The following is a 19,678-nucleotide window of genomic DNA, read 5'->3' as shown; positions in this document are numbered from 1 at the left end:
TCAGCCGGCGAGGATCTCGCGCGCGAGCTTGGCCGTCTCGGTCGGCGTCTTGCCGACCTTGACACCGGCGGCCTCGAGGGCCTCCTTCTTGGCGGCGGCCGTGCCGGAGGAGCCGGAGACGATGGCGCCGGCGTGGCCCATGGTCTTGCCCTCGGGCGCGGTGAAGCCCGCGACGTAGCCGACGACCGGCTTGGTCACGTTCTTCGCGATGAAGTCCGCGGCCCGCTCCTCGGCGTCGCCACCGATCTCGCCGATCATGACGATCAGGTCGGTGTCGGGGTCGGCCTCGAACGCGGCGAGCGCGTCGATGTGCGTCGTACCGATGACCGGGTCGCCACCGATACCGACGGCGGACGAGAAGCCGATGTCACGGAGCTCGTACATCATCTGGTACGTCAGCGTGCCGGACTTCGAGACCAGGCCGATGCGGCCCGGCTTCGTGATGTCGCCCGGGATGATGCCGGCGTTGGACTGGCCCGGGGTGATGAGACCGGGGCAGTTCGGGCCGATGATGCGGGTCTTGTTGCCCTTCGCCTTCGCGTACGCCCAGAAGGCGGCGGAGTCGTGGACCGCGATGCCCTCGGTGATGACGACCGCGAGGGGGATCTCCGCGTCGATCGCCTCGACGACGGCGGCCTTCGCGAAGGCCGGCGGCACGAAGAGGACGGACACGTTGGCGCCCGTCTTCTCGATCGCCTCGGCGACCGTGCCGAAGACCGGGATCTCGGTGCCGTCGATGTCGACGGACGTGCCCGCCTTGCGCGGGTTCACGCCACCGACGATGTTGGAGCCGTCCGCGAGCATGAGCTTGGTGTGCTTCATACCCGTGGCACCGGTCATGCCCTGGACGATGACCTTGCTGTCCTTGTTCAGGAAGATAGCCATGGCTGTTTAGTCCCTCGTCCCTTACTTCGCAGCCGCGAGCTCGGCGGCCTTGTCGGCCGCGCCGTCCATGGTGTCCACGCGCTGGACCAGCGGGTGGTTGGCGTCCGACAGGATCTTGCGACCCAGCTCGGCGTTGTTGCCGTCGAGACGCACGACCAGCGGCTTGGTGACTGCCTCGCCCTTGTCGGCGAGCAGCTGGAGCGCCTGGACGATGCCGTTGGCGACCTCGTCACAGGCGGTGATGCCACCGAAGACATTGACGAAGACGGACTTGACGTCCGGGTCGCCGAGAATGATCTCCAGGCCGTTCGCCATGACCGCGGCGGAGGCGCCGCCGCCGATGTCGAGGAAGTTGGCCGGCTTCACGCCGCCGTGGTTCTCACCGGCGTACGCGACGACGTCGAGGGTGCTCATGACGAGACCCGCGCCGTTGCCGATGATGCCGACCTCACCGTCGAGCTTGACGTAGTTGAGGTTCTTGGCCTTGGCGGCGGCCTCGAGCGGGTTGGCCGCGTCCTTGTCCTCGAGCGCGGCGTGGTCCGGCTGGCGGAACTCCGCGTTCTCGTCCAGGGACACCTTGCCGTCGAGCGCGATGACCTTGCCGGAGGCGACCTTGGCGAGCGGGTTCACCTCGACGAGGAGGGCGTCCTCCTTGATGAAGGTGTCCCACAGCGTCACCATGATCTCGGCGACCTGCTCGGCGACCTCGGCCGGGAACTTCGCCTGGGCGACGATCTCGCGGGCCTTCTCGATCGAGACGCCCTCGTTGGCGTCGACCGGGACCTTCGCGAGGGCCTCGGGGTTCTCCTCCGCGACGACCTCGATCTCCACGCCGCCCTGAACGGACGCCATGGCGAGGAAGGTGCGGTTCGTGCGGTCGAGGAGGTACGAGACGTAGTACTCCTCGACGATCTCGGGCGCGGTCTCGGCGATCATCACCTTGTGGACCGTGTGGCCCTTGATGTCCATGCCGAGAATGTCCGTCGCCCGGGCGACGGCCTCGTCCGGGGTGGCGGCGAGCTTGACGCCGCCGGCCTTTCCACGGCCACCGACCTTCACCTGCGCCTTGATGACGGACTTGCCGCCAAGACGCTCGGTCGCCTCGCGGGCTGCCTCAGGCGTGTCAATGACTTCACCGGCCAGCACCGGTACACCGTGCTTGGCGAAGAGGTCCCTCGCCTGGTACTCGAACAGGTCCACGCGCGTCCGTCCCTATCAGTGATCTCGCGGTTCGTTGTCTGCGTGGGCGTGCCGCGAAGGGCAACGTGACGTCCGCTTGTCACAAGGGTGGCGCACACGGTGTCCGAGCGCGCGGCATGTCCGTCCCGCAGGTTATCGCCGCAGGACGCGGGTCCCTAAATCGCAGATCACACCTGAGCGGTGATACCTGTCACAGATCGGGCCGGACGGGGCCTCACCGGGCTGGGGTTTGCCTGGTGAGGCCCCTCTGACGGCCCCGAAGGGCCCAGGGCGGACGACCCCCACCCCAATGGGGACCGTCCGGCCCTTCCGCGGGGTTTACGGCCCGAGGGATCCGGTGGATTCCGGCCCTCCGGCCCATGGCCCCGCGGAAGCGGATGGTGTGCCGCGCGGCGGTCCCGCGGTGTCGCCGCGGTCCGGTGCGGTGCGACAGGAGTGCGACGCCCGGCCGGACGTCGCACGGAGGCGATGCTCCGGACGCTGTACGGGCCGTGCGGGTTGCACTGGCCGTACGGGTTGCACGGGCCGTACGGTTTGCACGAGCCGCACGGGGAACCGCAAATCGGAGTGTCCGCGCACGCTGTCCGGCCCGCGCTCCCCCCGGCTGCGGGGTGCCGAGCTAGCCGGGGAAGACGGGGATGTCCCGGTACCGGTCGCCGGTCCCGGACGCGGAAGTCGCCGTGGAGGTGCCGCGTGCGAGGCATTGAGGCGTCCGACGGCTCGGGGCGACGGCGGGGACCTCCGCGTGCCGCGGGGCCGCGTTGTCGACGGCGGACTGGCTGCCGGTCGCACCGCTCACTCCGCCGGGAGGCGTCTTCGGGCCGGAGACCCGACCGAGGCCTGCGCCGTCCGTGCGACGGCGAACCCCCTCACCCCCGCTCCGCGCACCGAGCCGACCCGGCCCGTACGTCGGCTCCCCGGTCGCCGCGACGGCTGGACCGGACAAGGAGGCGGCGTCCACGACTACGCCGTCCCGGCCGCCGGAGCGCTCCTCCACGACGCCGCGCTCCGCCTGCGGAGTCCCGGCCTGAGGCGGATTGGCCGGATCCTGCGGGACGACGCCGGGGAACGCCGGGAGTACGGCAGTCTCCGGAACCCCCGGGAGGAAAGCCCCGGGAACTGCCGGAAGCGTCGGAAGGTGCGTCTGCGGGAGGGCGGGGAGAACAGGAAGAGCGGGAAGCTCAGGAAGCACGGGGAGCCCCGGAAGGGCCGGCAGGGTGTCCGGCGGGGTCGGCAGTCCGCCATTCAGCACGTCGGTGAGAGCACCGCCGGGCCGCCCGAGGACTCCGGTGACCGTTCGCACGACGGTCGCCTCGACCGGCCGGGTCACCCCACGGGCCGGCCCCACGACCCTGGGGACCGCCCGCTCGACACCCTCGGTCACCGGCCGCCGCCCGACGGCGCGGCCCGCGTACGCGCTGCCGGGAGGCGTGCCCCGACCCGAGTCAGCCCCCGTACGTGTGCGTGTGCGTGTGCGTGTATGTGCCCGGGGCGAGCCGGCCGGCGACGCTGCCGCGCCCGTCAGATGCTCGACGTCGGCGCCGACGTCGACGTCGGTGAGGGAGAGCGGGGTGGCGTCGCCCTCAGGCCGGTGGGCGCTCGCGGCGTGCCCGGTCCGGTGGGCCGTCTTCGGGAGGCGGCCCGGCGCGGCGCGGGGCGCGGAAACGGTCGGGGCCGGTGCCGCATGCGAGCCGCGCGTCCCGGTGACGTCGCGGAGCGGTACCGGATGGGTCAGCCGGATCGGGTGCGCCGGCCCGTCGGCGGCGTGCGCCTGTCCTCCGAAGAGGAACCCGAGCGCGGACAGCCCGCCTGCCAGCAGGACCCCTTGGAGCGCACGCCGACCGGCCGCACCGCGCGCCGGGCGCGGAACAGCACCCGACGATGGCGCTGACCGGGTCAAGACGGGGAGGGTCCTCCCGTGCGAAGGGATACGAGGGGCCGCGGACGAGCACGAAGGCTGGCAGTGCCCACGCCGGGCACGGCCCGCCAAGGAGCGGCGGAACGGGACCCTTTGGCCGCTTCGATCCTCCATGGGACGCCCGAGGTCGCGCAAGCCCCCTGTTACCGATGGGTATTCATGTCCGGATTACGGATCCTTCTCACCTCGTGTCCGGTATCGGCAGGGGCCGCTTCTCGATGGCCGCCGCCATGACCTCGGGAAACAGGTCGGGCGTGCAGGCGAACGCCGGGGCGTCGAGCGCGGCGAGGGCGGCGGCGTGCTCCCTGTCGTAGGCGGGCGCCCCTTCGTCGGACAGCGCGAGCAGCGTCACGAACTGCACCCCGGACGCCTTCATCGCCGCTACCCGCTTCAGCATCTCGTTGCGGATGCCTCCTTCGTAGAGGTCGCTGATCAGGACGACGACGGTGTCGGCGGGCCGGGTGATCTGCGACTGGCAGTACGCGAGCGCCCTGTTGATGTCGGTGCCGCCGCCGAGCTGGGTGCCGAAGAGGACGTCGACCGGGTCGTCGAGCTGGTCGGTGAGGTCGACGACCGCCGTGTCGAAGACGACGAGCCGGGTGGCGATGGACCGCATCGAGGCGAGGACCGCGCCGAACACGGAGGCGTACACGACGGACGCGGCCATCGACCCCGACTGGTCGATGCAGAGGATGACCTCCTTCTTCACCGACTGGGAGGCCCGCCCGTAACCGATCAGCCGCTCGGGCACGATCGTGCGGTACTCGGGCAGGTAGTGCTTGAGGTTCGCCGCGATCGTGCGGTTCCAGTCGATGTCGTGGTGGCGGGGTCTGCTGATGCGGGCGCTGCGATCGAGGGCGCCGGTCAGGGTCGCCCGGGTGCGGGTCGCGAGCCGCTTCTCCAGGTCCTCGACGACCTTGCGCACGACGGCCCGCGCGGTCTCCTTGGTCGTCTCCGGCATGGCCTTGTTCAGCGAGAGGAGCGTGCCCACCAGGTGCACGTCGGCCTCCACCGCCTCCAGCATCTCGGGCTCCAGGAGCAGGGCGGAGAGCCCGAGCCGGTCGATGGCGTCCCGCTGCATCACCTGGACGACGGAGGACGGGAAATAGGTGCGGATGTCGCCGAGCCAGCGCGCGACCGAGGGCGCCGACGCACCCAGCCCCGCCGAACGGTCCTTCCCCGACTGCCCTTTGCCTCCCTTCCCGTACAGCGCGCCGAGCGCTCCGTCCATCGCGGCGTCGTTCCCTGAGAGCACGCATCCGGTGCCGTCGGCCTCGTCGCCGCCGAGCACGAGCCGCCATCGGCGCAGCCGCTCGTCCCCGGCGCTCAGCACGGACTCGGTCATGGAGTCACCCTCACAAGGTCGTTGTCGTGACGTGCTCGGTCCGGCCGCCCGCCGGGTGCGGCGTCGGCGCCCGGGGTGTCGGCGCCGTCCGCGCCGCCGGGTGCGCCCAGGCCGAGCAGCAGGCTCAGCACGGGCAGGACGGCGTCCGCGCGCCCGGCGTCCAGGTCGGGGGCGAACCCGGGGATTCCGGAGCCGGCCGCCGCGGTGTCCGTACGGGCGCCCGGGCCGCGCCGGACGAGTTCGCCGAGCGTTCTGCGCACTCCCGACTCGTACGCCGAGAACGTCCGGCGCAGCAGGGGCAGCACGTCGGTGAACGCGTCCGCGGGCACGCCGGTCAGCCAGGTGTCCACGAGTCCGAGGAGCCGCTCGTCGTGCACGAGCAGCATCCCACCACCCGAGCCGCCTCCGACGAACCCCTCGATCCAGGAGGCAGCGTCGGCGGGCTCGGTACCCGGCGACAGCACCAGGCCCATGAGCCGCGCGGCCTCCTCCTGCGCCAACTCGCCCTCGTCGAGCAGAAGTCGGACCGTCCGTCCTCTGATCACGCCGGGAACGGTGTCGCGCACGGCGAGGGTCCGCAGGACGGAATGCCAGCGCCCGCGTATGCCCCCGCGTGTGCTGTCGGCCGGGGTCGCGTCACCGGTCGTCTCCCCGAGCAGCGCCACCGCCCCGTGCACGGCGTCCACGTGCAGACGCATCTCCGCGGCGGCGTCACTGTCGAGGGCGGCGCAGGCTGGTGGGAGGCCCACGAAGACGCGCTCGGCGAGACCGGCGGCGACGTCGGCGAGGGCGTGGGTGTCCGTGCCGCGCACGTCGCCGTAGCGCAGCGAACGGACGAGTGCGGGCAGCGCCTGGGCGAGGTGGCCGACGTCCGCGTCGAGGGCGGCCCGGTCGGCGAGCACCTGCATCACCACGGGCAGCGCGTGCGGGAGTTCGGCGAGGAGACAGCGCTCGGCGAGTGCGGTGACGTCGGCCAGCGAGGGTGCGCCCACGGCGTCCGCCTCGGCCTTGGCCGTCGCCGCGGCCAGGACGGTCGTGCCCCACACGCCCGCCTCGGCGACCCGCACCGACAGCTCCGGTTCCCAGCGCAGCCGCCAGGTCTCGCGGAAGGTGCCGGTGCTGCCGCGGGACGTCGTGGGCTCGCCCCAGCCGATACCGAGGAGGCGCAGCCGGTGCAGCAGTCTGCTGCGGCCCGCGTCGGTCTCCTTGCGCAGGTCGAGCTCCAACTCCCTTTCCAGCGCCTCGGGCTTCAGCCGCAGCGAGCGCTGCGACCGCGCGAGGTCCCGCTGCAGGGGCACCGCCGGGGCGGACTCCGGCACCTCGCCCAGTACGTCGCCGACGACGAGCCGGTCGCGCACCAGCGCCAGCGGCACGTCCGAGCCCTCGCACATCACCGCCCGTACGGCGTCCATCGTCTCGGTCAGTCCCGGCAGCGGGCGCCCGCGCATCGCGGCGAGCGTGTCGGCCAGCCGTACCGCCTCGATGACATGGGCCGACGACACACTGCGGTCCTCGTCGCGCAGCAGCCGGGCGACCTTCGTCATCCATCGGGCGATCGGACGGTCGGGGGCGCTGAACAGATGCCCGTACCAGCCCGGTGAGTCGATGCCCGCCCCGTATCCACTGGCCCGGGAGAGCCTGCGGTGCGTCCAGGGCACCCAGGTCAGGTCGGCCTTCACCTTCGGCAGGCCCTTCAGCAGGGCCCGGTCCGCGCCGACGGTGGCCTTCTGCCGCAGCGCGGGTACGTGCCAGGCCCCGCACACCACGGCCACGCCGTCCCCGAACTCCCGCTGCGCGGAGCGGATCTGGAGCCGCATGTACGCCTCGCGCACCAGATCCCGGTCGTGTCCCCCGACGCCGTACGCCTCGCGCAGCGCGGTCATCGCCTCTTCCAGCACGCTGAACGGAGCGAACGGATCGCCGGCGGTCGCCGCCCGGTGCTCGACCACGTCCTCCCACCAGCGCTCCGGGTCGTCGTACCCCGCTGTCTCGGCGAGCACGGCGAGAGGATCGATCCGCACGGCCTCGGCCGGCCCCTCACCGGGTTCCGTGGTCCCCTCCGGCGTGTCGTCCGGTGTGTCCTCCGCTGTGTCCGGCTCTCCGCCCCCGGCCGGCCGGGCGGCGTCCGCGGGTGCCCCGGGGCCTGGGTCGCCGGGCAGGGCCGCGTCGGCCTCGGCGGGCCGGTCCAGCGCGGCGGGCGGTGTGCCGCCCGGCCGCTCGGCCGCCCGGTCCTCGTCCGCCTTCCCCCAGGCCAGGGTGTGGGCCGCAGGAAGGTCGATGAAGCGGACCGGCACGCCGTGGTCCACGGCCCAGCGGATCGCCACCCACTCCGGTGAGAACCCGGCGAGCGGCCAGAAGGCCGACTGACCGGGCTCGTCCACGACGTGGGCGAGGAGGGCGACCGGCGGCCGCATGTCCTTGTCGGCGGCCAGGTGGACCAAGGGGTCCGCTTCCGGGGGCCCCTCGACCAGCACGACCCGCGGGGCGGCGGCCTCCAGCGCGGCCCGCACGGCCCGCGCCGACCCCGGCCCGTGATGGCGCACGCCGAGCAGGAGCGGCCCCGCACCCGGGACGGCCACCGGGGGCCGCGGCCCGGTCAGCGCGTCGTCCGGCACTTCGCTCATGCGCTCACCTCGCGGCAGGCCCGGTAGAAGTCCTTCCAGCCCTCGCGCTCGCGGACGACGGCCTCCAGGTACTCCTGCCAGATGACCCGGTCGGCCGCCGGGTCGCGGACGACGGCACCGAGGATGCCGGCCGCGACATCGGCCGCCCGCAGGACGCCGTCACCGAAGTGGGCGGCCAGGGCGAGGCCGTTGGTGACGACGGAGATCGCCTCGGCCGTGGACAGGGTGCCGCTGGGCGACTTCAGCTTCGTCCGTCCGTCGGCCGTGATCCCGTCGCGCAGCTCGCGGAAGACCGTGACCACACGGCGGATCTCGTCGACGCCCTCGGGAACGGCGGGCAGGTCGAGGGAGCGGCCGATCTGGTCGACCCGGCGCGACACGATGTCGACCTCGGCGTCGGCGCTCTCCGGCAGCGGCAGCACCACCGTGTTGAAGCGGCGGCGCAGCGCGCTCGACAGTTCGTTGACCCCGCGGTCGCGATCGTTGGCCGTGGCGATCAGGTTGAAGCCGCGGACGGCCTGCACCTCCTGGCCCAACTCCGGTATCGGCAGGGTCTTCTCCGAGAGGATCGTGATCAGGCTGTCCTGCACGTCCGCCGGGACGCGGGTCAGCTCCTCGACGCGCGCCGTCATGCCCTCGGCCATGGCCCGCATGACGGGGCTCGGCACGAGCGCGTCCCGGCTGGGGCCGTGCGCGAGCAACTGCGCGTAGTTCCAGCCGTACCGGATGGCTTCCTCCGGCGTCCCCGCCGTGCCCTGGACGAGCAGGGTCGAGTCGCCGCTGACGGCGGCGGCCAGATGCTCGGAGACCCAGGTCTTCGCGGTGCCGGGCACACCGAGCAGGAGCAGCGCACGGTCGGTGGCGAGGGTGGTGACGGCGACTTCGACGATGCGGCGCGGCCCCACGTACTTGGGGGTGATCACGGTGCCGTCCGGCAGTGTGCCGCCGAGCAGATAGGTGGCCACCGCCCACGGCGACATCCGCCAGCGGACCGGGCGCGGCCGGTCGTCCTGCGCCGCGAGCGCGGCGAGTTCGGCGGCGAAGGCGTGCTCGGCGTGCGGTCGCAGCGCCTCGCCCTGCGCGCTCGCGCCGCTCCCTCCGCCTGCTCCCGCGGGTGTCTGCCCGCTCGCTCCCGCGGGTGTCTGCGCGGACGTCGGTTCAACGGACACGGACATGGCTCGGTCCCCCTCCAGCTCGGCCGGTTCGGATCTGGTTCCACCGTGCACCACGCCACTGACAATCGACTCTGACCTGCGCGGACGCGTTCGTCGCGGTCGATTGTCAGTGGCGGGATCTACCTTCGGACGCATGACACAGCAGGCGGTGCGCTGGACGGCGGATCAGGTGCTGGCACTGGCGCCTGACGTCGCGTCACGCAAGGCGGGGAGCAAGCTCGGCGCGGCCGGCCCGTGGTCCGAGGCGGGCAGTTCTGACGAGGGGGCGGTATGGGGACTGTGCAGGGGAAGCGGCAGCAAGCCGTATCAGACGGTCGTGGACATCGCGGACTCCGCCGGTCCCGCGTACAAGTGCAGTTGTCCGAGCCGGAAGTTCCCGTGCAAGCACGCGCTGGGGCTGCTGCTGCTCTGGTCGGGCGCGGACGGCGCGGTGCCGTCGGGGCAGGCGCCGGGCTGGGCCGAGGAGTGGATGGCGGGGCGGCGCGAGCGCGCGGAGGGCAGGAGGACGGCGGGCGGGGGATCTGGAGCGCCCTCGTCGGGTGACCCCGAGGCCGCCCGGCGCAGGGCGGAGCGCCGTGCCGAGCGGATCAGCGCGGGTGCCGCGGAGTTGGAGCAGCGGCTGGCCGACCTGCTGCGGAGCGGTCTCGCCTCGGCGGAGCACTCGGGGTACGGGATGTGGGAGGAGACGGCGGCCCGGATGGTGGACGCTCAGGCGCCCGGACTGGCCTCCCGGGTGCGGGAGTTGGGCGCCATCCCGTCGTCCGGATCGGGTTGGCCGGTGCGCCTGCTGGAGGAGTGCGCGCTGCTCCACCTCCTCGACCGGGGCTGGCTGCGACGCGAGGAACTGCCGGACGGCCTTGCGGCGACGGTCCGTTCCCGCGTCGGGTTGTCCGGCTCGGCCGACGGGCCACCGGTGCGCGACCGCTGGCTGGTCCTCGCGCAGTACGACACGGCGGACACCAAGCTCACGACCCGCAGGATCTGGCTGCACGGCGCCGAGTCGGGGCGCACCGCGCTCCTCCTCTCCTATGGAGCGGCCGGCAGGGCACCCGAGCCGGCGCTTCCCGTGGGGCTGGCCTTCGAGGCCGAGGTGTCCTCCTACCCGGGCGCCGGGCAGTTGCGGGCGGCGCTGGGTGAGCGGTTCTCGCCTCCCGCGCCCGCGGCGATACGACCGAAAGGCCTGACCACCTCGGAGGCGGCCGCTCGCTATGGAGAGGCCCTGCGCACCGACCCCTGGCTGGACTCCTACCCGGTCACGCTGGGCGGGGTCGTCCCGACACCGGACGGCGACTCCTGGCAACTGGCGGACGCGGGCGGCGACTTCGCCCTCCCCCTCACTCCCGCCGCTCGGTCGCGTCCCGATCTCTGGCGCCTGGTCGCTCTCTCCGGTGGAGCGCCCGTCACGGTCTTCGGTGAGTGCGGCCACCGCGGCTTCACTCCCCTGACGGCGTGGCCGGAGGGCGGGGGCGAGGCGGTGCCGCTGTGCTGAGGGACCACGCCCGGTGCGCCGTTCCGGCCACGACGGCCGGCGGACCGCTGCCGCTGCGCTCCACCTGGAATCTCACCTGGTCCCGCGACCGGGACGGTCACCGAAACCGGGTCCCCGCCTCACGCCCGTGCCCGTCTCCGGGACCGTCGGCGCCGCCGATCGCGGGTGCCCCGGTGACGTCGTCCACAAGGAAAGGACGCTCATGAACACGACCTCGGCTTCGGCGGACACTCCCGTCGGCGGTTCCTGGGAGGATCTCGTCACCGTGGCGCTCCTGGGGACCGACCGACGGACGCCGCCGTTGCGGGAACCGGGACAGGAGCCTCCGGTGGCCTTGCTGGACGCGGCCGCGGTGGAGACCGTGCGGCGCCGGGCCGGAGTGCGGCCGGCGCGTGCGGCGGCCCCACCGGAGCCCGCCGCGCCCGATCCACGGACCGCGCTGCCGCCCGCCGCCACCCGCAGGCTGGCGATGCTTCTCGCGGACCGGCCCGGCACGGGGGGTGGCGGCCGCAGAGGAGTGGCTCCCGATCTCATGGAGCTGCTGCCCCAGTGGCTGGCCGCGGCGAACACCCATGGATTCGCCGCCCCGCCGCAGACTCTTCCCGCACTGCTCGACGCCGCCCGGGGACGCACGGACCTGCGTCCCGCTGCGCTGGCGTTCGCCGGGCCGCGCGCGCTGTGGCTGGCCCGGCTGAACCCGGAGTGGCGGTTCGCGCTGCGCTCCGCACCGGGCGGTGGCGCCTCACTGCCAGGACCGGGGGAGACCGAGAAGGTCCAACAGCTCTGGCAGGAGGGCCTGTTCGCCGAGCGGGTCGCGCTGCTGGCGGCGGTCCGGGCCGAGGAACCCGCCGCCGCACGGGAGTTGCTCGTCTCGACGTGGGCCACGGAGCGGGCCGAGGACCGGCTGATGTTCCTCGACTCACTGCGGTCCCGGCTGTGCGCCGACGACGAGCCGTTCCTGGAGCGGGCTTTGTCAGACCGCAGTCGCAACGTACGGGCGACGGCGGCGGAGCTGCTCTCCGCGCTGCCGGGTTCCGCGCTCGCCGCGCGGATGGCGGCCCGGGCCGGTTCGTGCGTGGCCGTCGACCGTACGCGCGACACGCCCGTCATCGTGGTCGAGGCGCCGCACGAGTGCGACGCCGAGATGGAGCGGGACGGCGTGGTGCCGAAGCCTCCGGGGGGCCGGGGTGAACGATCCTGGTGGCTCGGCCAGTTGGTCGAAGCGGCGCCGCTTCGGACCTGGCGGGAGCGGTTCGGTGGGCGTTCGCCGGAGGAGACGGTCGCGCTGCCCGTGGCGGACGACTGGCAGAAGGAGCTGCACGCGGCGTGGTGCCGGGCGGCGGTGCGGCAGCGTGATCCCGGGTGGTCGCGGGCGCTGCTCGGATCGCCCTCCGCACCGGAGGCCGGGGGGCCGGGGGCCGTGTCGCTGGCCGAGCGCTCCAAGCTCCTCGCGACGCTGGGCGCCGGCGAACGGGCCGAGTGGGTGGCGGGGTTCATCGGGACGCACGGGCTGTCCGAGGCGTTCCAGTTGCTCGGGGTGTGCGCGGTTCCCTGGGCCGGGGACCTCGGCGGGGCGGTGGTCGACGCGCTCGACATCGCCCGGGACGCGGGCAGCTACCCCTGGAGTTTCAGCGGGGTGATGGGGCTGGCCGAGCGGTGCCTCGACCCGGCGGAGGCGGGGCGCCTCGACGGTCTCACCTCGGTCCCGGACGAGACGGAGAACATGACACCCGGCGCCGGAGGCTACTGGGCCGAGGCGTTCCAACGCCTGGTGACGACCCTGCGCCTACGAGCGGCGATGGCCACAGAGCTGACGCCCCCGACAGAGACGGGGTGACACCACCGTGCCGCGTGGGTCCCGCGCTCGCCCGCCCTGGACGGGCGACGCGGTGAAGAGCCGCCCGCCGACCCACGGACGAGCGGTGGGCGACCCCCGTGATGCCGCCGCTCATCGCCCGGACGAGCCAAGCCGTGATGCGGTCGCTTGCCGGCCCCTGGACGGGCGGAACCGAAGACCGCCGCTCTCCGCCCCCACGGACGAGCGGTGCCGCGTGGCCGCCGCTCGCCGGCCCATGGACGCACGGTCCCGCCGAGGCCGCTCGCCGCCCCGATGGAGCCGGGGCCCCCGATCTCCGGCTCGCCGGAGACGACGGCAACCCGGGGGTTCCCCGGAGGCGCAGGCACTCCGGGCCCCCGAGTATCCCCGCGCCCTGGCACAGGGCGCGGGGATGGCCGGGTCAGGCGCCGGCCGGTTGCCTGACGTTCTCCCGGACCCAGTCCACGATCGCCGTGGTCGTCGCGCCCGGGGTGAAGATCTCCGCGACGCCCTTCTCCTTGAGGGGCGCGATGTCCGCCTCGGGGATGATGCCGCCGCCGAAGACCTTGATGTCCTCCGCTTCGCGCTCCTTGAGAAGCTCGATGACGGCCGCGAAGAGCGTGTTGTGGGCACCGGAGAGGATGGACAGGCCGATCGCGTCGGCGTCCTCCTGGATCGCGGTGTCGACGATCTGCTCGGGCGTCTGGTGGAGCCCGGTGTAGATGACCTCCATACCGGCGTCGCGCAGCGCCCGCGCGATCACCTTGGCCCCGCGATCGTGGCCGTCGAGCCCCGGCTTGGCCACCACCACGCGGATCGGTCCGGCTGCCACACCCATCACTGCCTCCATGAAGCAAGAACACGACTCAACGACTGCACAACGACGAACACGAAGGACGGCGACGATCGACCGGCGACTACAGAGAGCCACCGCCATCACCAGGCGTAAGTGTTCCGTCACTGCCGACGCCGTCGACACCTAAGGACCACTGACACCTATCGCACGTTCAGCCCCTCGCCACACCCGGCCTTCCGGATCGCTCCGAAGGACCGGACATGCCAGGCGGCACAAGCGTTCCGGGCCATTGTCGACCACGGAAGTGAACGAACGTTATCGCCAGCATCCCGTAACCGGCAGTTTCACGGCGGAGACCGAGGGGGAAATCACACAGTGGGACAAGTTCGCCGCGCGGGTTCCGCATCGCGGCACTGGCGCCGCACGGGAGTGCGGCGTACGGGCCTCGCCGGAGCCGGCGCAAGGAGAGCCGCCGATTCAGGTGGCCCCGCCACCGCGTCGTCAGCGGGACTCCGCGGTGATGGGGCACATCGGCGAGGGCACGACAGCGCCAGGTACGCGCCGTCCGCCACCGCCGTCACCGACGTCACGGCTTTCCACTAGGGCACACGGGGGACAGAGCGGTCCTGCCGCGTGCCGACGGGAGGTCGGCCATGAAGGTCCCTGGGACGGTATCGCCCTTTCTTCCCCTCTGTCAGCGTCTGTTTCCGACAAAGCTCGCAGGACTCTCGGTGGCCCTGCTGAAGGCCACGGCCCTGGAGTTCGCGATCCTCGCCGGGCACCTCCTCCTCTATCCCTCCGGCATCACCCAGGAACGCCGTGTCGTACCGGCGCTCCCCTCCCCGGACGACGACACGACCAAGCTGCCCTCGCAGGCCAAGCCCCCGGTCGTCCTGCTGCACGGCTTCATCGACAACCGCTCGGTCTTCCTCCTGCTGCGCCGCAACCTCGCCCAGCACGGACGGCAGCACATCGAGTCGCTGAACTACTCGCCGTTGACGTGCGACATCCGCACGGCGGCGGAGCTGCTGGGCCGCCACATCGAGGAGATCTGCGAGCGCACGGGCCACGACCGCGTGGACATCGTGGGCCACAGCCTCGGAGGCCTGATCGCCCGCTACTACGCGCAGTGCCTCGGCGGCGACACCCACGTCCGCACACTCGTCACGCTCGGCACCCCGCACTCGGGCACCCGGGTCGCCCCGTTGATGAACGCGCACCCGATCGTCCGCCAGATGCGGCCGGGGTCCACGGTGATCGAGGAGCTGAGCCGACCCGCCCCCGGCTGCCGTACGCAGTTCGTCAGCTTCTGGAGCGATCTGGACCACCTGATGGACCCGCTGGAGTCGGCCTGCGTCGAGCATCCCGACCTCCTCGCGCAGAACGTCCGGGTGAGCGGAGTCGGTCATCTCGCGCTCCCGGTGCACCCGGCCGTCGCGACAGGGATCCGGCAGGCGCTCGACGCGGAGGAGCCGACGGCCCGTCCCGCGGCCCGGAGGGGCGGTCTGACGGTCGCCTGACCGCGTCCCATCACACCAAAACTTCGAACATTCATCGAACGCCAGGCCAAAGCCTCGCCCGCCCTCCCCCGAAACACGGCCGAATGCCCGTTTCCTACGAAGGGGAAACCTGCCGAAGATTGTCGCGCCCGCATACCGCCGGGTACAGTCACCGCACTGCTCTGCCAGCCCCTGTTGTCGAGGCGAAAGAGAAGTTGGTGAACGACCGTCACCCGTCGGGGACAGCAACTCCCCCGGCCCCGGCTTCCGATGCCGCCTCGGCGCTCTACACGCCGTACAGCGGGCAGGAAGCCCAGTACGGCGACTTCACCCCGTACGGCGACCACTCGGTCGGCGCCTACGATCCCGGTGCGATCGCGAACACCACCGGCGCCTACGCCACCGCGAGTTTCGCCACCGACCCGCTCTTCGGCGACATGCCGGGGCAGGCCGGCGGCACGGGTTCGTACGACGCCACGCAGTGGAACACCGGCGCCCACCAGACGTTGAACTACGACCCGTACGCGGCGCAGCACCAGGCTGCTTACGACACCGGCGCCTACGACACGACGGCCTGGGCCGCCGGTTACCAGCAGCTCGCCGACATCCCCGCGCAGCACCCGGGCCCCGACTCCTCGGGCCAGTGGGACGCGAGCGCCTGGCTCCAGCCCGGGCAGCAGCTCGACGGGACCCAGCAGTGGAACGCCGCGACGCAGGAGACCGGCGCGTACGACGCGACGCAGTGGAACACGGTCGGCGGCCAGGACCCGTACGGTCCGTACGAGCACCCGCAGACCGAGACGTACGGGCACCCGCAGACCGAGACGTACGACCAGTCGCGCACCGAGATCTACGAGCAGCAGCCCGAGCAGGCGGCCCCGGTCCCCTTCGACCAGCAGGCGACCGCCACCTTCGACCCGGCCGCTTTCGGCCAACTCGGCCCCGAAGAGGGCGCGTTCGACGAGGCCGGGCACTCCGCCGACGCGGACGGCTCCTACGAGGAGCGCGAAGAGCACGGCACGCAGGGCGACTTCGAGGCCTACGAGGCCTACGGCGACGAGCGTGAGACCCCGCTGCTCGACGACATGGAGGAGATCACGCCGACGCCGCACGCCGCGTCGCGCACCTCCTCCCGCTCCCGACGTCGCAGTCCCGCGAAACGTTCCGCCCTGCTGACCATCGCGGTGCCCTCGGCCTGTGTGATGGGTGTCGCGGGGATCGCGGCGGCCTCGGTGGGCGGTGTCGGCGGCGACGACGCGAAGGACACCACGGCCAGCGCCTCGGACGTGACCTCGGTGAAGCCGTCGACCGCGAACAACAAGCTGGACACGCAGTTGCAGAGTCTGTCCGCGGGCGCGGACGACTTCGCCGACCGGGCGAGCCGCACCCAGGAACGCATCGACCTCAAGGCCCAGCAGGTCCTGGAGAAGAAGAAGGCGGCGGAGGCGGCGGCCCGCAAGGAGCGGCTGCGTCCGAAGTTCGCCCTTCCGGTCGCGCAGAAGGGCCTCAGCGCCTACTTCGGCCAGGCCGGCATCAACTGGATGTCCGTCCACACGGGCATCGACTTCCCCGTCTCGTACGGGACGACGGTGCTGTCCGCGACCGACGGGACCGCCCGGACGCAGTGGAACAGCGCGTACGGCAACATGATGATCGTGACAGCGAAGGACGGCACGGAGACGTGGTACTGCCACCTCTCCACGTACAAGGTGCCCTCCGGTACCACCGTGAAGGCCGGGGACCAGATCGCCTTCTCCGGGAACTCCGGGAACTCGACCGGCCCGCACCTGCACTTCGAGGTCCGCCCGGCCGGCGGTTCGGCGATCGACCCGCTCCCCTGGCTGCGCAGCCACGGTCTGGATCCCACGTAACCCACGCCGTCCAAGGCGGTCCGGACCTCGCGCCGAGGTCCGGACTCCGTCGAGCCGCTCGGGCTACAGCTTCTCCACCGGTGCGTACCGCAGCAGAAGTCGCTTCGGCTTGGGCTCGCCGAAGTCGACCGTCGCCTCCGCGTTCGCGCCCGTGCCGTTCACCCCGACGACCGTGCCGAGGCCGAACTGGTCGTGCGTGACGCGGTCGCCGACGGCCAGCGCGACCACCGGCTTCTCGGAGACACCGCGGCGGGTGGCGAACCCGGACGCGCCCGAGGCCGCGGACCGCGAGCGCGAGGACGAGAGCGAGGCCGCGACACCCGAGACCGGTCCGGCCGGCTGGGACGAGATCGCCCCGGTGCGCTTCCAGTCCAGATGCGCCGGCGGGATCTCCTCCAGGAACCGGGAGGGCGGGTTGTACGAGGGCTGCCCCCACGCGCTGCGCATCGAGGACCGGGTGAGGTAGAGCCGCTCGCGCGCGCGGGTGATGCCGACGTAGGCCAGACGGCGCTCCTCCTCCAGCTCCTTGACCTGCCCGAGGGCGCGCATGTGCGGGAAGACGCCGTCCTCCATGCCGGTCAGGAACACGACGGGGAATTCGAGGCCCTTGGCGGTGTGCAGGGTCATCAGGGTGATGACGCCGTTGCCGTCCTCCTCGTCCGGGATCTGGTCGGAGTCGGCGACGAGCGCGACCCGCTCCAGGAAGGCGGGGAGCCCGGCGGGGGTCTCGCCCTCGACGGTCTCCTGCTCGAACTCCAGGGCCACGGCGGCGAGTTCCTGGAGGTTCTCGATGCGGGTCTCGTCCTGCGGGTCCGTCGACGCCTGCAACTCGGCCAGATAGCCGGTGCGTTCCAGGACGGCCTCCAGGATGGTGGCCGGGCCCGCGCCGGACTCGACGATCGTCCGGAGGTCCTCCATCAGCGTGTTGAACCGCCGGACCGCGTTCGTCGAACGGGCGGCCATGCCGTAGGCCTCGTCGACGCGGCGCAGGGCCTGCGGGAAGCTGATCTTCTCGCGCTGCGAGAGGGCGTCGATCATGGCCTCGGCGCGATCGCCGATGCCGCGCTTGGGGACGTTCAGGATGCGGCGCAGCGGGACCGAGTCCTCGGGGTTGGACAGCACCCGCAGGTAGGCGAGGACGTCACGGACCTCTTTGCGCTCGTAGAAGCGGACGCCGCCGACGACCTTGTAGGGCAGGCCGACACGGATGAAGACCTCTTCGAAGACACGGGACTGGGCGTTCGTCCGGTAGAAGACCGCGACGTCGCCGGCCTTGGCGTCGCCCGCGTCGGTGAGACGGTCTATCTCGTCGGCGACGAACTGCGCCTCGTCGTGCTCGGTGTCCGCGACGTAACCCGTGATGTTCGAGCCCGCGCCCGCGTTCGTCCACAGGTTCTTGGGGCGGCGGGATTCGTTGCGCTCGATGACCGCGTTGGCGGCGGTGAGGATCGTCTGCGTGGAGCGGTAGTTCTGCTCCAGGAGGATCGTCGTCGCGTTCGGGTAGTTCTCCTCGAACTGCAGGATGTTGCGGATGGTCGCGCCGCGGAAGGCGTAGATCGACTGGTCGGCGTCGCCCACGACGCACAGCTCGGCGGGCGGCAGGTCTGCGTCGCTGGGCGGTACGTCCTCGGGGTGCTCGGAGGTGCCGACGAGCTCCCGCACGAGGGCGTACTGCGCGTGGTTGGTGTCCTGGTACTCGTCGACCAGCACGTGCCGGAAGCGGCGGCGGTAGTGCTCGGCGACGTCCGGGAAGGCGCGCAGCAGGTTGACCGTGGTCATGATCAGGTCGTCGAAGTCGAGCGCGTTGGCCTCGCGGAGGCGCGACTGGTACATCGCGTAGGCCTGGGCGAGGGTCTTCTCGAAGCCGTCGGTGGCCTGGGCGGCGAAGTCCTCCTCGTCGATCAGCTCGTTCTTCAGGTTCGAGATCTTGGCGCTGAACGACTTCGGCGGGAAGCGCTTGGGGTCGAGATCGAGATCACGGCAGACGAGCGCCATCAGGCGCTTGGAGTCGGCGGCGTCGTAGATGGAGAAGGACGAGGTGAACCCGAGCTGCTTGCTCTCGCGGCGCAGGATGCGGACGCAGGCGCTGTGGAAGGTCATCACCCACATCGCGTTGGCCCGGGGGCCCACGAGCTGCTCGACGCGCTCCTTCATCTCGCCCGCGGCCTTGTTCGTGAAGGTGATCGCGAGGATCTGGCCGGGGTGCACATGGCGCTCGCCGAGGAGATGGGCGATGCGGTGGGTGAGCACGCGGGTCTTGCCGGAGCCCGCTCCGGCCACGATGAGCAGCGGGGAGCCGGAGTGGATCACGGCCGCGCGCTGGTTCTCGTTCAGCCCGTCGAGCAGGGCGGCGGGGTCCACGGCGGGCCGGTGGGCGCCGTCGCGGTAGTACGCGTCACGGCTCGGCGGCACGTCGAACCGGCCGCCGAACAGGTCGTCCGCGACCGGCTCCGGCGCGTGCTCGTCCTCGGGCGGCGGCGGGTGCTCGTCCTCGTGGGCCGCGGAGGGCTTGAGGTCCGCCAGGAAGCTGTCGTCAAAGAGGCTGCTCATCGCTCTCCGAGTCTAGGCCGCCCCACTGACACACCGCGGCCACCCCGAGAACTCGACCCGGACTCGTGACGCGCGCGCGTGACCGGACCGTGACGGTAAGTGCACGTCGGAGCGGGTGCGACGCGTCTCCGCCACGGTCGCGACGCCAGGAGGAGCCGCACCCGAGGCGGCCTCACAAAGTGGCACACACCACTCATGTCCGGCGCCTGGGGCGGTGCACATGGCCAAGGTCACGAAAATGTATCGGGCATATCGCACTCGAACCTTCACACGGGCCACACGAGTTGGCTAGCGTGCTGGAAGGCCGCCCGACCGCAACCGGCGAACGTCGCCGGGCCGAGCGGCCTCCGCCGAGTTCGGCCCGCCCACAAGGCGGCCGGAGCCGGGGACCCACCGACCTGGGGTGAATCGGTCCGACCGCCCCGTGGGGCCAGGACCGTAGGGCAAACCTTCCGGAACCACCCGCCCGAACCCGACAGCTAACTCGGTAGGCGGATGACGGAAGGAGTC

The 19,678-nt window shown here is 72.1% G+C and carries 12 protein-coding genes and 1 riboswitch; of the genes, 5 read left to right on the top strand and 7 right to left on the bottom strand.

The genetic code is table 11. From position 1 onward, the window contains the following. Together sucD and sucC are read right to left on the bottom strand one after the other, a co-directional pair. The gene (gene sucD / locus ACIRQH_RS27380) at window positions 1-885 is read right to left on the bottom strand and encodes a succinate--CoA ligase subunit alpha (protein WP_358819750.1); all 885 of its coding nucleotides are present in this window, start codon (window positions 883-885) and stop codon (window positions 1-3) included. 21 nt (window positions 886-906) lie between these two features. Further along, the gene (sucC, locus tag ACIRQH_RS27375; RefSeq protein WP_358819749.1) at window positions 907-2,085 is read right to left on the bottom strand and encodes an ADP-forming succinate--CoA ligase subunit beta; all 1,179 of its coding nucleotides are present in this window, start codon (window positions 2,083-2,085) and stop codon (window positions 907-909) included. A gap of 1,726 nt (window positions 2,086-3,811) precedes the next feature. On the opposite strand from sucC, the gene ACIRQH_RS27370 reads away from it, so the two are divergent. Next, entirely contained in the window at window positions 3,812-3,976 is a 165-nt protein-coding gene (locus ACIRQH_RS27370; RefSeq protein WP_388929574.1) for a hypothetical protein, read from the top strand. A gap of 208 nt (window positions 3,977-4,184) precedes the next feature. Here ACIRQH_RS27370 and ACIRQH_RS27365 read toward each other — a convergent pair whose 3' ends face one another. The 3 genes from ACIRQH_RS27365 to ACIRQH_RS27355 are packed head-to-tail and all read right to left on the bottom strand — an operon-like array spanning window position 4,185 to window position 9,147. Beyond that, complete coding sequence (locus ACIRQH_RS27365; protein WP_355876879.1) at window positions 4,185-5,348, bottom strand: VWA domain-containing protein; 1,164 nt, start codon at window positions 5,346-5,348, stop codon at window positions 4,185-4,187. Continuing rightward, a complete protein-coding gene (locus tag ACIRQH_RS27360) occupies window positions 5,345-7,972 on the bottom strand; it encodes a DUF5682 family protein (protein ID WP_388869242.1) in 2,628 nt (875 codons plus the stop codon). Before ACIRQH_RS27360 ends, ACIRQH_RS27365 begins: the two co-directional genes overlap by 4 nt. Beyond that, a complete protein-coding gene (locus ACIRQH_RS27355) occupies window positions 7,969-9,147 on the bottom strand; it encodes an AAA family ATPase (RefSeq protein ID WP_358819746.1) in 1,179 nt (392 codons plus the stop codon). The genes ACIRQH_RS27360 and ACIRQH_RS27355 overlap by 4 nt, the downstream gene beginning before the upstream one ends. 133 nt (window positions 9,148-9,280) lie before the next feature. Between ACIRQH_RS27355 and ACIRQH_RS27350 the strand changes: the two genes are divergently transcribed. Together ACIRQH_RS27350 and ACIRQH_RS27345 are read left to right on the top strand one after the other, a co-directional pair. Further along, window positions 9,281-10,636: an SWIM zinc finger family protein gene (locus ACIRQH_RS27350; protein WP_404227257.1), complete on the top strand. Its 1,356-nt coding sequence runs from the start codon at window positions 9,281-9,283 to the stop codon at window positions 10,634-10,636. Between the two features lie 202 nt (window positions 10,637-10,838). Continuing rightward, on the top strand, window positions 10,839-12,473 hold the full coding sequence (locus tag ACIRQH_RS27345) for a DUF5691 domain-containing protein (protein WP_404227255.1): 1,635 nt from the start codon (window positions 10,839-10,841) through the stop codon (window positions 12,471-12,473). 400 nt (window positions 12,474-12,873) lie between these two features. Here the strand turns inward: ACIRQH_RS27345 and ACIRQH_RS27340 are convergent, their stop codons facing one another. Next, window positions 12,874-13,290 (bottom strand): cobalamin B12-binding domain-containing protein, encoded by a 417-nt coding sequence (locus ACIRQH_RS27340; protein ID WP_081218962.1) that lies wholly within the window; start codon window positions 13,288-13,290, stop codon window positions 12,874-12,876. Window positions 13,291-13,901: 611 nt separating this feature from the next. On the opposite strand from ACIRQH_RS27340, the gene ACIRQH_RS27335 reads away from it, so the two are divergent. Both ACIRQH_RS27335 and ACIRQH_RS27330 read left to right on the top strand, forming a co-directional pair. Continuing rightward, window positions 13,902-14,768, top strand: a complete 867-nt coding sequence (locus tag ACIRQH_RS27335) for an esterase/lipase family protein (protein ID WP_388869233.1) — start codon at window positions 13,902-13,904, stop codon at window positions 14,766-14,768. 83 nt (window positions 14,769-14,851) lie between these two features. Further along, on the top strand, window positions 14,852-16,618 hold the full coding sequence (locus tag ACIRQH_RS27330) for a M23 family metallopeptidase (RefSeq protein ID WP_388869230.1): 1,767 nt from the start codon (window positions 14,852-14,854) through the stop codon (window positions 16,616-16,618). Between the two features lie 63 nt (window positions 16,619-16,681). Here the strand turns inward: ACIRQH_RS27330 and pcrA are convergent, their stop codons facing one another. Continuing rightward, window positions 16,682-19,168, bottom strand: coding sequence for a DNA helicase PcrA (pcrA, locus tag ACIRQH_RS27325; RefSeq protein ID WP_388869227.1), 2,487 nt, complete (start codon window positions 19,166-19,168; stop codon window positions 16,682-16,684). A gap of 338 nt (window positions 19,169-19,506) precedes the next feature. Further along, window positions 19,507-19,678, top strand: a riboswitch (cyclic di-AMP (ydaO/yuaA leader).

Origin of the sequence: Streptomyces sp. NPDC102279 (assembly GCF_044766365.1) — a bacterium.
Classification (GTDB): domain Bacteria; phylum Actinomycetota; class Actinomycetes; order Streptomycetales; family Streptomycetaceae; genus Streptomyces.
The sequence above is the reverse complement of the archived record's forward strand: the minus strand, read 5'-3'. Positions and strand labels throughout refer to the sequence as shown.